The 13446-nt window shown below is 33.4% G+C and carries 15 protein-coding genes and 1 pseudogene; all 16 read right to left on the bottom strand.

Annotation, left to right across the window (positions count from 1 at the left end; all coding sequences use genetic code 11):
* Positions 1 to 434: N-acetylmuramoyl-L-alanine amidase family protein (locus tag BLU30_RS08885; protein ID WP_422717898.1), on the bottom strand; the 434-nt coding region annotated here is incomplete at its 3' end.
* Entirely contained in the window at positions 427 to 1713 is a 1287-nt protein-coding gene (locus BLU30_RS08880; protein ID WP_090245596.1) for a flippase, read from the bottom strand. The genes BLU30_RS08885 and BLU30_RS08880, both read right to left, overlap by 8 nt.
* A complete protein-coding gene (locus BLU30_RS08875) occupies positions 1703 to 2809 on the bottom strand; it encodes a glycosyltransferase family protein (protein WP_090245594.1) in 1107 nt (368 codons plus the stop codon). The genes BLU30_RS08880 and BLU30_RS08875 overlap by 11 nt, the downstream gene beginning before the upstream one ends.
* Positions 2790 to 3779, bottom strand: a complete 990-nt coding sequence (locus BLU30_RS08870) for an O-antigen ligase family protein (protein ID WP_176770881.1) — start codon at positions 3777 to 3779, stop codon at positions 2790 to 2792. The genes BLU30_RS08875 and BLU30_RS08870 overlap by 20 nt, the downstream gene beginning before the upstream one ends.
* A 272-nt stretch (positions 3780 to 4051) precedes the next feature.
* Complete coding sequence (locus tag BLU30_RS08865) at positions 4052 to 5215, bottom strand: glycosyltransferase family 4 protein (protein ID WP_090245590.1); 1164 nt, start codon at positions 5213 to 5215, stop codon at positions 4052 to 4054.
* Positions 5216 to 6619: an AMP-binding protein gene (locus tag BLU30_RS08860; protein WP_090245588.1), complete on the bottom strand. Its 1404-nt coding sequence runs from the start codon at positions 6617 to 6619 to the stop codon at positions 5216 to 5218. It abuts the gene before it with no gap.
* Positions 6620 to 6637: 18 nt separating this feature from the next.
* Positions 6638 to 7372: an SDR family NAD(P)-dependent oxidoreductase gene (locus BLU30_RS08855; RefSeq protein WP_090245606.1), complete on the bottom strand. Its 735-nt coding sequence runs from the start codon at positions 7370 to 7372 to the stop codon at positions 6638 to 6640.
* Positions 7373 to 7388: 16 nt separating this feature from the next.
* Positions 7389 to 7628 carry an acyl carrier protein gene (locus BLU30_RS08850; protein WP_090245586.1) on the bottom strand — a complete coding sequence of 80 codons (240 nt, stop codon included), beginning with the start codon at positions 7626 to 7628 and terminating at the stop codon, positions 7389 to 7391.
* Positions 7618 to 8274: a PglD-related sugar-binding protein gene (locus BLU30_RS08845; RefSeq protein WP_176770880.1), complete on the bottom strand. Its 657-nt coding sequence runs from the start codon at positions 8272 to 8274 to the stop codon at positions 7618 to 7620. The genes BLU30_RS08850 and BLU30_RS08845 overlap by 11 nt, the downstream gene beginning before the upstream one ends.
* Before the next feature lie 14 nt (positions 8275 to 8288).
* Positions 8289 to 8876 carry a sugar transferase gene (locus BLU30_RS08840; RefSeq protein ID WP_090245582.1) on the bottom strand — a complete coding sequence of 196 codons (588 nt, stop codon included), beginning with the start codon at positions 8874 to 8876 and terminating at the stop codon, positions 8289 to 8291.
* Positions 8877 to 10091, bottom strand: a complete 1215-nt coding sequence (locus BLU30_RS08835; protein ID WP_176770879.1) for an ATP-grasp domain-containing protein — start codon at positions 10089 to 10091, stop codon at positions 8877 to 8879. It lies immediately after the preceding gene.
* Positions 10088 to 10738, bottom strand: coding sequence for a PIG-L deacetylase family protein (locus BLU30_RS08830; protein ID WP_090245578.1), 651 nt, complete (start codon positions 10736 to 10738; stop codon positions 10088 to 10090). Before BLU30_RS08830 ends, BLU30_RS08835 begins: the two co-directional genes overlap by 4 nt.
* 15 nt (positions 10739 to 10753) lie before the next feature.
* Entirely contained in the window at positions 10754 to 11638 is an 885-nt protein-coding gene (locus BLU30_RS08825; RefSeq protein WP_090245576.1) for a UDP-3-O-(3-hydroxymyristoyl)glucosamine N-acyltransferase, read from the bottom strand.
* Positions 11639 to 11823: 185 nt separating this feature from the next.
* Positions 11824 to 11910 (bottom strand): annotated as a pseudogene (locus BLU30_RS14640) (DapH/DapD/GlmU-related protein); the annotation flags it as partial.
* 17 nt (positions 11911 to 11927) lie between these two features.
* Positions 11928 to 12173 (bottom strand): LbetaH domain-containing protein, encoded by a 246-nt coding sequence (locus tag BLU30_RS08815; RefSeq protein ID WP_143024222.1) that lies wholly within the window; start codon positions 12171 to 12173, stop codon positions 11928 to 11930.
* A 25-nt stretch (positions 12174 to 12198) separates the two neighbouring features.
* Positions 12199 to 13401: a DegT/DnrJ/EryC1/StrS family aminotransferase gene (locus BLU30_RS08810; protein WP_090245571.1), complete on the bottom strand. Its 1203-nt coding sequence runs from the start codon at positions 13399 to 13401 to the stop codon at positions 12199 to 12201.
* Positions 13402 to 13446: the final 45 nt, after the last annotated feature.

Here is a 13446-nt window from a genome sequence, read left to right as displayed (position 1 = left end):
TCCAGTGTCTGCCATCCACTTAGTGCTGCCCCGGTGGAGGGATTAAAATAGTACCATTTTCCATTGACCTGTTGTAGCCCTTTTATGACATCGCTGCCTTTTACGAAACAATAAAGGTATCCATTCCCTGGCTCGATCAAACCTCCGACAGACTTTCCGCCTTCACCAAAGTAGTATCGCTTCCCTTCTATATTCCACATCCCTTTTTTGACGATTCCACTATCTCCGAAATAGTACCAGTCCCCATCGATTTCCTGTAAGCCTTTTGCATAGCTTCCATCTGCATTTTGATAATAGGTATATCCGCCCAATGTCACAAACATTCCCTCACTCTCATTATTTTCACTAGCATAACTAATTGAAATATGAGGGAATACGCCCAAAAGAACTACCAAAATTATCAAACAAGTTTTTTTCATTTTCTCTTTACACATTATTTTCCCCTTTGATTGTTTCCCGCTTAACCCAAATAAATAAAGCAAGACAAATCATTAGTGTAGACTCAGCAATCAAGGTTGCCATGGCCACCCCCATTGAACCGTATATTTTTCCAAAAAATACGTTCAGCACTATTGTAACAATAATATTAACAGAAAAAATTTTACTGTATTCTTTATTAAATCCACATGCAACTAAAGTTTGTATGCCAAGAACATTATTTAAAATACTAATTAATGCCCATGGTAATAATACATAAATAAGCGTAACTCCTTGTGCATAATCGTCCCCAAATATAATTGGAACGAGTATTTTTGCGAATATCGCTATAAAAAAACATATCGCCCCCATTATAACAAGGAGTATAACAAATAAATTTTTTGCAATTTTCACCCCTCTGCTTCTATCTATCGAAAATTGCTTGCTAATATATGGAAAAAGAACCTGACTAATTGGTGTGAAGAACATTATCAACACATATGGAATTTTTTGCATAGCTGAATATATTCCAACATCTTCATTAGTTGCAAAAAAACCTAATACTGTTATACCAAATCCTGTTACAATTTTTGACATAGCCGATGTCATAAAAAGACTAAAACCATCTTTAAGCTCGTACCATACTTTGATCAATGGAGAAAAATGATATGCTATTCCAAATTCCCTGTTGACAACAATTAAACTAACAATACCCGAAATCACATAAGTACTTGAATAAAGAATACAGTATAAATAGACATCTTGTGAATCATGTATAAATATAAAAATCAAAACAACCGATACTAAGCGCGAGAATACATTAATTAAAGTAATAAACTTCATCTTCTGAAGGCCCTGAAACAACCATGTTTGCTGAAAGGTTACTCCAAGTATTAAAAAAAACAAAAGTATTAAACACATCTTTTGGGAATGATCGTAGGTACTATAAATAAACAATATGAAAATAGTAATGAGGGACAATATGCACAAATAAATTTTAGATGTTTGAATATCTGAGTAGATTTCGGATATTTCTTCACTGGATGACAATGCTATTTTGCGTGTTCCCGATAAATTAAAGCCATATTCAACAAGAACTTGAATATATAGAATTAAATTTAGTGCTATTGAAAACATCCCATAACCATCTACACCTAACACACGTGTAACATATGGTAATGTAAACAATGGAATTACGGTCTGAAAGATTTGTAAAACATATAGCCAAACACCATTCCTGACTAAAGATGATTTCTTAAGCTTTTCAATATACAAATATGTTTTTTTATTCAGCATCACATAATATACCCTCTACGATACTTGGTAAATCAATTCCCTTATAAAAAGACAAGCAGTTATCACGCATTATTTCATGATTTTCTTCAATATACCTAATAGCCTCCTTAATTTTTTTCACATCCCATTGACAACAAATCCCAATATTAAAGTCGTTAAATGGTTTTTCTAATCCCGGCAGCTCATTCCCAATCATTGGCAAACCGGCGCCGGCATACTCAAATATTTTGTTTGGTGCACAATAGACTGCATTTAAAATAGAGGAATTCGGATTATTCCTTGGGGAATAAGATAAAATGCCCATGTATGCGACTTCCGTTATTTTTAAGTGGTATGGTGGTTTTATAAAAGGGATTAATTTGACACTTTTATACTTTTTGTACATAGTATAGCACGACGCATCTAATGCTCCCATTATACAAAAACAATAGTCGTCTAATTCTTCACATGCCATCGCAATTTCTTCTAATCTTCTTTCATCTGTAAGTATACCTTGATACAAAATTATTTTTTTCTTCTCATTTTGAAGACTTTCTAAAATCTTTTCAATATCATCTGGGCATTTTTGAAAGCGACATTGATCATCAAATGGCTTATTTGGTAATATCTTAGGGAGTTTATCAAGGCTCCACCAAGCAGATAATATGTGAGCTCTATTATACTCCGGAACAACCACCTTCCATGCAGATCTTGCAATGTTATCTAAATGAGCTTTTACAATTTTTTGCCCTGGAAATTCTGGCATATCTTCTCTTAATTCCATTAATTGCATCACATGTTTATAATTTGGTAAAATACTTTTCAATTCTCTAGCGGTTCGATCTGTAGTCGTCCAAATTAAATCCTTATTCATCATTTTATTCTGAACGAGTCTGCAAAGTGCTTTTCGTCTATTTAGAAATAGCATGGATTTTTTTACTGGGTTTTTTTCTTCTTTTAAAATCACTCTCTGCAGACGATTATCAGAATGATAAATCTGCAACTCATCAAAACTAATTAGCTCAACATTATGTCCATTGTGCAATAATGTCTCAACCAGATTACGAACCGGAGGTAATTTGCTTATTTCATGATAATTAACTAATAAAATATTCATCTTTTTCTTTCCTTCTACAACATCTTAAGCAACTAATCACGATAAAATACGTCATAATTTGTTGCGGCTGATAAAATGGATTTTCAGATAATGCATATAGAATACAAAATAATTGTGCATATAAAGAAATAAACAAATTTTCAATCGATATCAAACTACTATGCTTTTTGAAATCTAAATTAATTTTTTTTATTGTTCTAATTATTTCCGACAATATGCAGATTATAAACACCCCAAGGCCAATAGCGCCTAATTCTGCAGCATATTGCAAATACGAATTATGTGCACCAGCAAAATAAACATATCCATTTCTCACCTTATATTCATTATACATAAAATCATATGTATTTATTCCATTTCCCCAAAACGGATGCTTTCTAAACATTTCCTCCGCAATATTCCAAAACCAATCACGGTTACTTAATGCTAAGGAGGTTCCCCCTTTTGTCAATATTAATGTAATTTCATCTCTTAATCCTAAATAAACTAACGGTGCCGCAATGATTAAAAGCGTTAATATTTCCCTTACATACTTATTCCTTTTTTCAATAGCTAAAAGCATAAAGATAATAATTGAGACAATAGGAAGAATAAGTATCATACTTCTTTTTCCAGTTAAAAGAAGTGCAATAAACAGTAAAAAAAGGATAAAAAAATTCCTTACTTTTTGTTTTTCAAAATAAAGAAAGATAACCTGTACGGCAATTCCTATGGCAATACAAAAGCAATTAAAACTCACTTCCCCTGCAATCCCAGGATAACCACCAAGTAATATATTATTTTGAATTGTATCAATTTGTGCTTGTGTTAATAGAAAAGAAAAATAACCATAAACTAAATTGGGTATGAACACATTAATGATTGTCAGTATTCCAAATACTACAGCAATATTTCGCCATACTTTAAATAATCTACTAAAAAAACAATCGTCCTGATCCATCGCTAATGCCATCATTCCGCAAGCTAACATTAGTACATACTCATATCCATTTTTTCGGTTAAGAAATAAAAAACTTAGAAAAACATAAGTAAAAAAGAGAATCCAAAAGAAATTAACATCTTCGAATCTTCTTCTCCTTTTGCAAAAAAAGAGAATAGCAAACTGTACTATTGCTGTTATATATATTGTTAAGAGTCTATATTTCCCTAACGGACCTAAGTATCCAAAGACCATAATTGAATACATTAAAATTAGAATCCTGTCCAGATAACAACTATGAATATCCATTTTCTTTTTTTTCATTAAGTCTGCACCGTGAATGATTCATAAACATCATTTATTTTATTAATTACCGCTTCTTCTGAAAAATTATTATATGCCCATTCTTTAATTTTCTCATCCGGTATTCTCAATCTATTTTCGCGCACTTCATACAATTTTGCTGCTAAATCATCTCTATCGTTAACTTTGAACGTCCAACCGTTAAAACCCTCTTTTACATATGGCATTATTGGTGAAGAATTTGCACAAATAATTGGTTTTCCACAGCTCCATGCCTCAATAAAAGGAACTCCAAATGTTTCTAGCTCACTTGCTGATACAAACACATCACACTCTTTGTAGTAAGAAACGATATCTTTCCGATTAATAATCCCCTTCATAATTATTCTTGAATCATTATAATTCCTAGCCATTTGCTTCAAGGAATCATATTCCTTTCCATTTCCAATGATTATAAGCTGTACGGTCATATCATTTCGTTCAAAAATACTTTCAAAAGCATCAATCAGAAGATGACAATTCTTATGTAGTACCAAACGGCCAGTAAATAAAAATGTGAAAATCTTACTATTTCCATTACTATTTTTTGCCATTGTATAAAAGTCATTCCTTACCATATTCGGAAGTACGATAATTTCACGTTTTACATTAAAAATTGTAAAATATTTCATTATACTTTTTTTTAAATCTTCACTTACTGAAATAATTGTATCTGCTTCTTTCCCAATGAGATTTAACAACTTAATCTCTGATTCTGAAAGCTGCATTAATTGAGTTTTTGTCCAATGTTCAGTAATAATTATTTTACAAGGAAATTCCTTTAATTTTTTCCAAATGTACATATCTAATACTATTAAAGGAAAATGGATATGAATAATATCGGGATAACCATTCTCAGTTACCATTTCTTTCAATGCTTTTAGAAGAAAAACTTGCCTTATTTTTAATAAAATGTTCTGTGGAATTCCTCCTATAGGAATATGATATCCTGCTATAGAAATATTTTTATGCTTTTTCCTAACTTTCAAGAATTTTTTTTGATATTTAATCGATCTTACATCACAATATATATATGACACATCGTGTCCAATTCTTGATAGTCCAACAGCTTGTTCATACTCAAATATACCATGCATCCCAGTATCAATAGATGGTTTAGACCTACCAATTATGAGAATTTTCATTTAGATTCCTCTCATTAATTCCTTATACATAATCTTTCCTGTTTCATTTCTTGGAATTTTATCTATGAAGATTATCTTGAACATTTTTTGAAAAATGCCCGTTTTTTGACTTAAAAAGTACTTAATCTCATTCGCATCATTTTTCCCAGCAATAAAAACCAACATTTTATCATCATCACCAGTACAAGCACACTCAACAGAAAACTGTACTTTAATTAAACTCTCACATTGATCTAAACTAATTCGGTAACCTAATAGCTTTAAAAACCTACTTTTTCTTCCAACGATATAGTAAAATCCATCTTCATCTTTTTTTGCAATGTCACCAGTATAAAACACACCTTGAAATTCGTCACCTTTTGATAAATCTTCTAGACACTCAGCGTAACCTAACGTCACGTTTGGACCTTTATAAACAAGTTCTCCTTCTTTATCAACTTCACTTATTATATGTTTATCTTCATCTATTAAAAAAAGTTCACCTTCCGGTATTGCTTTTCCAATACTTCCAATCTTTTTTGTTGCATATTCATTAGGCAGATATGATATTCTGGCTGATGTTTCCGTTGTTCCAAATGTTGCAATAAATCTTTTACCACTCGATTCAGCAAATTCAGCAAACTCCTTAAATATCTTATCCGAAAGTTTCCCTCCACCTTGAGCCAAAGTTTTGAGATGTTCAATATTCATTTGTTTGAAGTGAAGTTTTAATAATAAATCATAACTAAATGGTACTCCGGTAAAGTTTGTTGCTCTATATTTTTTTAGGAAGTGCCAATATTCTTCCGTTATAATATTAAAGTTAGTTAATAAAAGTGTAGCCCCCACATAAAGATGCGTATTAATAATATTTAAACCCATAGTATAACTCATTGATAAATCACATAGTGGTTTTTCATGCTCGTCCCAGGAAAATGCTTTTGCAACATTTTTTGCATTTGCTTCCAAGTTCCCTTTTTTGTATCGAACTAACTTTGGACTTCCTGTTGAGCCAGATGTCGTCATTAATAGTTCTAGCTGATGATTGAGGTTGTTTCTTTTTCTGCTTAACTCAATTAATTCATATCCATAAGTCTCCCAGCGAACTACTCCCTCAAATTCTTTTAGACTATTTATCGATCTGAAAATATAATTAGGTTGATATATATTTTTTAAATTTGTAAGCAATTCATTATCAATACTTTCATTAATTAACAGCGGAACGCAGTTCCTTTGAATTGAGTACAAGTACGCAACAAGTGAACCAATTTCATTATTGCAAACAATGAACACTAAGCTCCTTTGTTCCATGATCTTAGTATTAGATAAACATAATTCAGTAAGTTCTCCATATGTAATCATTTGTTGCGTACAATCAATTGCTGCAATTTTATTCTCAGGTTTTTTCTCTAATTCTAAAAACATAATAGTATTCTCCCCAACTTACATAATTGTACAACCATCAACACCGATAACCTGACCAGAAATAAATTTTGACATATCTGATGCTAAAAAAACACATGCATTAGCAATATCCTGAGGTTCTAACATATTCCCCATACATATTTGGCTTATCCTTTTTTTTAAATATTCTTCATCGGTTTTTTCAATCATCTCTGTTTTAGTAACTCCCGGAGCAATAGAGTTCACACGCACCCCAAAGGGTGCTAATTCTTTTGCTGCTGATTTTGTTAAAGCAATTACTGCACCTTTGGTTGCGGAGTAAACTAACTGTCCTGGATTTCCTTTTTCGCCAACAATTGAAGAAATATTTATTATACTCCCACCCTGATTTCGAATCATTAATCGACTACAATATTGAAGCATGCCAATCATTCCAAAAACATTTACTCTGAACATTTCCTCCATATGTTGATTAGATATCATCCCAATTCTTTCATTATATTCAATCCCAGCATTATTCACAAGAACATCAATTTTTCCAAAACTTTTTCTTATTTCAAATACCGCATTTCTTATGTCTTCCTCATCCGTAACATCCACCTGAATTGCAGTTATTTTTGCATCAATTGGGAACTCATCGGCCCAAGAATATACATCCCCACTATGATGCTCTAATGCAAATACAATAGCACCTTCAATTGCTAATGCAAGTACAATTGCTTTTCCTATTCCTTTGCCTGCTCCAGTAACTATACAAACTTTATCTTTTAACATTATTCTATTGATACTTTTAGAATATAATTCCATAATTTTTTAATATTTCTATTCCCATTTCAAATGAATTGAGCTTTAGAATATCATCCGAATTTAATAGAATTTCAAATTTATCCTCTAGTTCAGAAATAAGTGTAATATGTGCTAAAGAATCCCATTTATCTTCAGACTCTCTTTTAAATGAAGTTGTAAATCTTCCAACTTCTTCATAAAACACTTCTTGAAATATTTGAAAATACAAGTCTTTATTTGCCATTATAAAATCTCCTATTCATTTTTTCAATTGTACGTGCAGGATATCCAATTACTTTTGTATCACTTTCAACATCCTGCATCACAATGCTCCCCACACAAATAACAGCTCTGTCTCCAACATTAACATTTTCTAATATGACAGCATGACTTCCTACAAACACCTCTGATCCTAGCTTTGAGTTTGTTAAGTTTACAAAGCCTGTCGTTGTAGAATAGTCACCAATTTCTCCATCAAGCGCAATAGTCGATCCTAATAAAGTAACAAATCTCCCAATTTTTGCTCCGCTTTCTACATTATAAGGAGTCATAATCACACTCCCTTCCCCAATGTTTACATAATCCCCTAGGATAACATCTGGCGAAATAATTGTTTCAAACTCTCCACCCTTTTCCTTTATTTGATTTGATAATTTCTTTTTTAAATACGGATCGGAGATTCCCATAACAAAGACTTCAGACTTTTTAGGTGTCCATTCTTTTATCGTGCCAATAATCTCTAAGTCACACTTTTTCCCTTGCAACGTATTTAAATTATCATCTATAAAGCCAATAATTTCCCACCTTTTGTTTTTGCAATTTAATTTACGCACACATTCATACAGCTTTCTTCCCATCCCACCAGCACCAACAATAATTAGCTTCTTCACTTCATACTTCTCTTTCATTTATATATATATTTTTTTTGTAAAACAGTTTCTACTGTTTTTAAAATAATTTTAAAATCACTTAGAAACGTAATACTCTTTACGTAGTTTGCATCATATTGCATTTTTTCTTCTTGAGTAATACTATTTCGATAATACGCTTGTGTAAATCCAGTTAATCCTGGTCTTGCTTTTAAACGAACAATACGCTTCTCATCATACTGATCTAATGGTTTATCAATCGTTATTGGTCTTGGTCCAACAAAACTCATATCACCTTTGATTATATTAAATATCTGGGGTAATTCATCAATCGAGGCGCTCCTGAGTTTTTTACCAATACAGGTTAATCTAAAATCGTCTTTACTATTATAAGTTGAATTATCCTCGTTTCTTAAATCTGGAGCATTCATCTTCATTGTTCTAAATTTGTACATCTCAAATACTTCTCCATAACGACCTCTCCTTTTTGCTTTATAAAAAACACTTCCTTTATCTTCCATGTATATGAGTGGCCCTAAAAAAACTAAAATTACCAATAATAAAGGTAACACTATAATCGATAGAATTATATCAAACAATCTTTTAAAATAATGCTGATACATTTATATTTTCCTTATTCTGATATTAATTTTTTCTAATGCTGTTGAGCATTTTTCAATTGCTTCCTCTGGAGTATTTCCCTGAGCTATAATGTATCCAACTCGATCCAAACTACTCTTTAACGGCTGAATTATTTGCCCAACATCCTTTAACATCTCAACTTTAACAGTACCTTTAATATTTTTCGCTTCTCGTATTCCTTGAATGGATTCAATTATTCCTTCTTCAGCAGCAATAAAGCGTATAGCACTACCCTTGTCAAACTTAATCTCTAAATTTGGTTCTTCTCCACAGGCCATTTGTAGTGTTGCGGCTAATAAATCAACTCCCGTTGCTAAAGGTACTAAGTCTGTTGTTATAAAATCTCCGCCCAGCCTAGCTCCTAATTCCACCATTTTAGGCCCGTCTTTCGTTAATATTATTTCAACATGACCCGGTCCATTAAATACTCCTATTGTTAACATTGCATCTTTTGCTAGTTTCGCAATATCTTCTTTAGATTTTTCATCCAATTGAGTCTGCTCACTGTGCCCAATTTCAACGAAGTGAGGCGCACCTGTTGTTAATTTATCTGTTATTGCAAGGATATGAGCAACTCCATCAATCATAAAGATTTCCACACTAACCTCTGGACCTCTAAGATATTCTTCTATAAGTATTTTCCCATTCTTTGAATTTCTCGTGCTGTAGAGCAATGCCTCTTTAACACACTGTTTATTCTCAACAAGCGAAATCCCTCGACTCCCAGAATTATCCACAGGTTTGAAAATGCAAGGATAGATCAATTCATCTAAAACACTATCTATTTTCCCATTTTCAACCACGAAATACCATGGACTACTTATTCCACTCGCTTTGAATGCTTCAATCATCTGCTGTTTGTCTGTTGCTTTAATAGCTGTATCGTAGCTAATTCCAGTCAGTCCACATTCTGAACACGCTTTAGCAATTGCTCTTACCGGCATGTCTGTTTGGACAGTAGTAATGCCATCCGGCCTATACTTTTTTGCAATCTCTGTCACCGCATTTTCATCAATAGTGCTTGCATGAAAAAAAACATCAGAGAATTGTATCCCTACGGCATTTTCATTTTGATCAACAACAGCAACTTCATATCCTAATTCTTTTGCTTTATTAATAATTGATACTTGCCCAATTGATGCGCCAAGAATCATTACTTTTTTTTTCACCATACGACCTGCTCCACGTTCTTTCATCTCTTTATATTTCGAATTGTCATGAAAGCTTCCGCTGCATCCATTACACATTGATTTCCCCAAAATCGTGCAACGTATTCTAATGCTTTCTGAGATCTTGGATGCGGATATTCTCTTATCTCACTTTTGTAGCAAGCAAATGCAGCAATTTTTTCTTTCAATGTCTGACTAATATCCACCCAAGTATCTGGAATAAAAGATCTTGGAAATCCCCATTCGGTACTACTTACCGTGTAAAATGCATAGAATTCTTCAATCCATGAATCTAAAGGCCTAAATGCAACATTAGAAGCTTGGAATAACAATTGATGATCCATATTTATATCTCCACCAAATTGAGAATAAATAATATTTGGTTTAATCTCATTTGATATTTTTTCTAATGGAGAAATAATATCCGTCAATGTATATGTATCAAGTTTTTGATCTGGAAACATAAGTTGAATTACTCTTTTTACTCCTAGCATGTTCCCCGCTTTTTCCATTGCTTTGCTTTGTCCAATATTTTTTCCATACCTTAATGATTCACCTTCACACAAAACAATCGATGTAACCTCATCACCATTTTTTACATGTTTGGCAACTGTTCCACCAACTCCCAGGATTTCATCATCTGGATGAGCAGCTACAACTAATACTTTTTTCATGAATTTTTCTTCCTTTTATTTTGCAGGATTTCCCTTTACTATTTTTTTATCTCCCACTGGCTTAACGACAACAGATCCCATTCCCACCAATGATTTCTCCCCAATATGAATGCCATCACGTATACATGAATTACCAGAAATATAAGCTTGTCTTCCAGTCGATGAACTCCCGAACATAATTGTTTCACCTACAACAAATGTATCTTCCCCTAAAACTACATTGTGTGAGATAAAACAGCTATTATCAATCTTACTTCCACTCTTTATTACTGTATCATCTATTGCACCACGGCCGATAACAGTCAAAGCGCCAATTTCTACTCTGTCTCCAATTGTAATTCCACCAAATTGTGGCATCGTTAATGCTTTCCCATTTTCATCTCTATTCGTTGAGAGGCCATCCGCCCCAAGCACAGAATTTTCTCGAATAATCACATTGTTTCCAATCGAAATTCTTCCTAATAACTTCGTTCCACTGCCTATGTAAACATCATCACCAATAACAGTTTCTCCCCCAATATAGGCACCTGGAAAAATCGTACATCTTTTACCAATTTTAGCGGATTCTGCAATATAAGCCCCATTAACCACCTTATAATTATCAACGATTGGATAGTTAACTATATGTCGTTCATAAAAAAAACGGCAATATTCTTTTCTTGGGTCACTACACTGAATTACAGCATGTCTCTTTTGAATCTCTTTCGGGAGTATTTCTGATTTAGGCCAAAAAAGCAAACAGTTTTCACATTTATATAAAGAATCAACGTATTTTAAATATTCTTTTGTAATAAACATAACCGCATTATCTTTTGGTTTATTTAATGAAGCCACCCGATAAACATAAATCTTTTTATCTTGAACAATTTTTGATATATCTATTTCAAATATTTTTTTCATTCATTATTTTCCTTTTAATTACCACTATATTTATACTCATCCCATACTTCTTTAAAACGTTCAGATATTTTTCTTCCATCTTTTTCGACAGCTTCTCGTTCCTCCATAAGATACTCAAAATCACCAATCCGTTTGGCTGGGACACCTGCGTATACCCCCCCTCCGGGAATAGCACCAGTGACAACACTTCCAGCTCCGATAATTACATTATCACCTATTCTACTTCCTAATAGAATCAGTGAACGAGTTCCAATAAAAACATTATTTCCAATTTCTATAGCACCCCGGTTTAAGTTGTAATTTTTTGGATATTTTTATTCGAAAAACCATAATGCATTACATCATGGTTTATAAATAAAACTTCTGATGCAATAGAAACATTATCCCCAATCTTTATAAGCTTTGCTTCAGGAGGAAAATTCCTGGGTTGCCAAAAACAATTTTCACCAATTTTACAGAATACATTCTTCTTTTTTAAATAATTTGCTCGCTGAAAACCATTCGACATTATTGCCATTCGAATAATTTTTGTCATCCTGCTCGTATTCATCTATTTAGCCTCAATTCAAATTCATTTTAACGGCATTAACAACATAATTTACTTCGTAATCTGTCAAACAGGTATGAAGTGGTAGCGTTATTTCATTTTCAAATTGTCTTTTGGCATTTGGATAATCATCAATATTAAATGCTAAGTTCTTATAAGCGCTGTGCAGGGGCAGTGGTTTATAATGCACATTTGTTGCAATTCCCTTATCTGCCAGTTTTTCAATAAATGCATCTCTTTGCTTTGGCGTGTATCCATTTAGCCGCATGATATAGAGATGACCCGTTGATTGATAATTATCGGTGTAATGCTGTAAAACAGTGACCGGCAATTCTCTAAATTCTTCATCATAGCGTGTGATGATTTCTTTTCGTCTAGCCAGGATTTGGTCGTAGCGCCTAATCTGCGCCAGTCCAATGGCAGCATGGACATCCGTCATGTTACATTTGTACCACGGCCCTACGATATCGTATTCCCATGCACCCATTTTTGTTTTTGCCAAGGCGTCTTTGCTTTGCCCATGGAGGCTTAGAAGCATATATTTCTGATAGAGCTCTTCATCGTCAATACTGGGATGTTGGCGCCAGGTGACGGCCCCACCTTCAGCTGTCGTCAAATTTTTAACTGCATGAAAGCTAAAATTGATAAAATCTGTGGCACAGGCTACGGACTGATTATGATAGTTTGCTCCAAAGGAGTGGGCGCCGTCAGTCATGACAATGATTCGATTAAAGGCTTGCTGATACTCATTATCGGATGCTTGAAAGAGAGCTTTTTTCTTTTCTACTATTTCAAAGATTTTTTCATAATCACAGGGTATTCCGAAAAGATCAACGGGTATGATGATTTTAGTTTTTTCGGTAATAGCCGCTTCAAGCTTGTTATAATCCATGGTGAATTTCCCAGGCTCGCAGTCAATCATCACAATTTTCGCACCGACATGCACGACGACACTGGCGGTGGCCGTATAGGTATACGCTGGGAGGATGACTTCATCGCCAGGACCGACACCTAAAAGTCGGAGTGTTATTTCTGCGCAGGCTGTATTGGAATTTAAACAGGCGGCTTTATTCGTGTTACATCTTTTCGCAACATGTCGCTCTAATTCCTTGGTTTTAGGGCCGGTTGTTATCCAACCTGATTTAAGAGCATCGACCACTTCATCAATTTCTGCTTGGGTGATATCTGGTGGGCTAAAGGGTATATTTTTTATCATTTTTATATCTTTCCATTATTCTTTACCTTACCTTCTTATGATCGT

It is taken from the genome of Eubacterium barkeri (genome assembly GCF_900107125.1).
Lineage (GTDB): Bacteria > Bacillota > Clostridia > Eubacteriales > Eubacteriaceae > Eubacterium_O > Eubacterium_O barkeri.
The sequence above is the reverse complement of the archived record's forward strand: the minus strand, read 5'-3'. Positions and strand labels throughout refer to the sequence as shown.

Coding starts and splice junctions, on each gene's coding strand:
- BLU30_RS08880 (WP_090245596.1), bottom strand. CDS start 1,713: ATGCTGAATAAAAAAACATATTTGTATATTGAAAAGCTTAAGAAATCA.
- BLU30_RS08875 (WP_090245594.1), bottom strand. CDS start 2,809: ATGAATATTTTATTAGTTAATTATCATGAAATAAGCAAATTACCTCCG.
- BLU30_RS08870 (WP_176770881.1), bottom strand. CDS start 3,779: ATGTTAGCTTGCGGAATGATGGCATTAGCGATGGATCAGGACGATTGT.
- BLU30_RS08865 (WP_090245590.1), bottom strand. CDS start 5,215: ATGAAAATTCTCATAATTGGTAGGTCTAAACCATCTATTGATACTGGG.
- BLU30_RS08860 (WP_090245588.1), bottom strand. CDS start 6,619: ATGTTTTTAGAATTAGAGAAAAAACCTGAGAATAAAATTGCAGCAATT.
- BLU30_RS08855 (WP_090245606.1), bottom strand. CDS start 7,372: ATGTTAAAAGATAAAGTTTGTATAGTTACTGGAGCAGGCAAAGGAATA.
- BLU30_RS08850 (WP_090245586.1), bottom strand. CDS start 7,628: ATGGCAAATAAAGACTTGTATTTTCAAATATTTCAAGAAGTGTTTTAT.
- BLU30_RS08840 (WP_090245582.1), bottom strand. CDS start 8,876: ATGTATCAGCATTATTTTAAAAGATTGTTTGATATAATTCTATCGATT.
- BLU30_RS08835 (WP_176770879.1), bottom strand. CDS start 10,091: ATGAAAGAACGTGGAGCAGGTCGTATGGTGAAAAAAAAAGTAATGATT.
- BLU30_RS08830 (WP_090245578.1), bottom strand. CDS start 10,738: ATGAAAAAAGTATTAGTTGTAGCTGCTCATCCAGATGATGAAATCCTG.
- BLU30_RS08825 (WP_090245576.1), bottom strand. CDS start 11,638: ATGAAAAAAATATTTGAAATAGATATATCAAAAATTGTTCAAGATAAA.
- BLU30_RS08815 (WP_143024222.1), bottom strand. CDS start 12,173: ATGACAAAAATTATTCGAATGGCAATAATGTCGAATGGTTTTCAGCGA.
- BLU30_RS08810 (WP_090245571.1), bottom strand. CDS start 13,401: ATGATAAAAAATATACCCTTTAGCCCACCAGATATCACCCAAGCAGAA.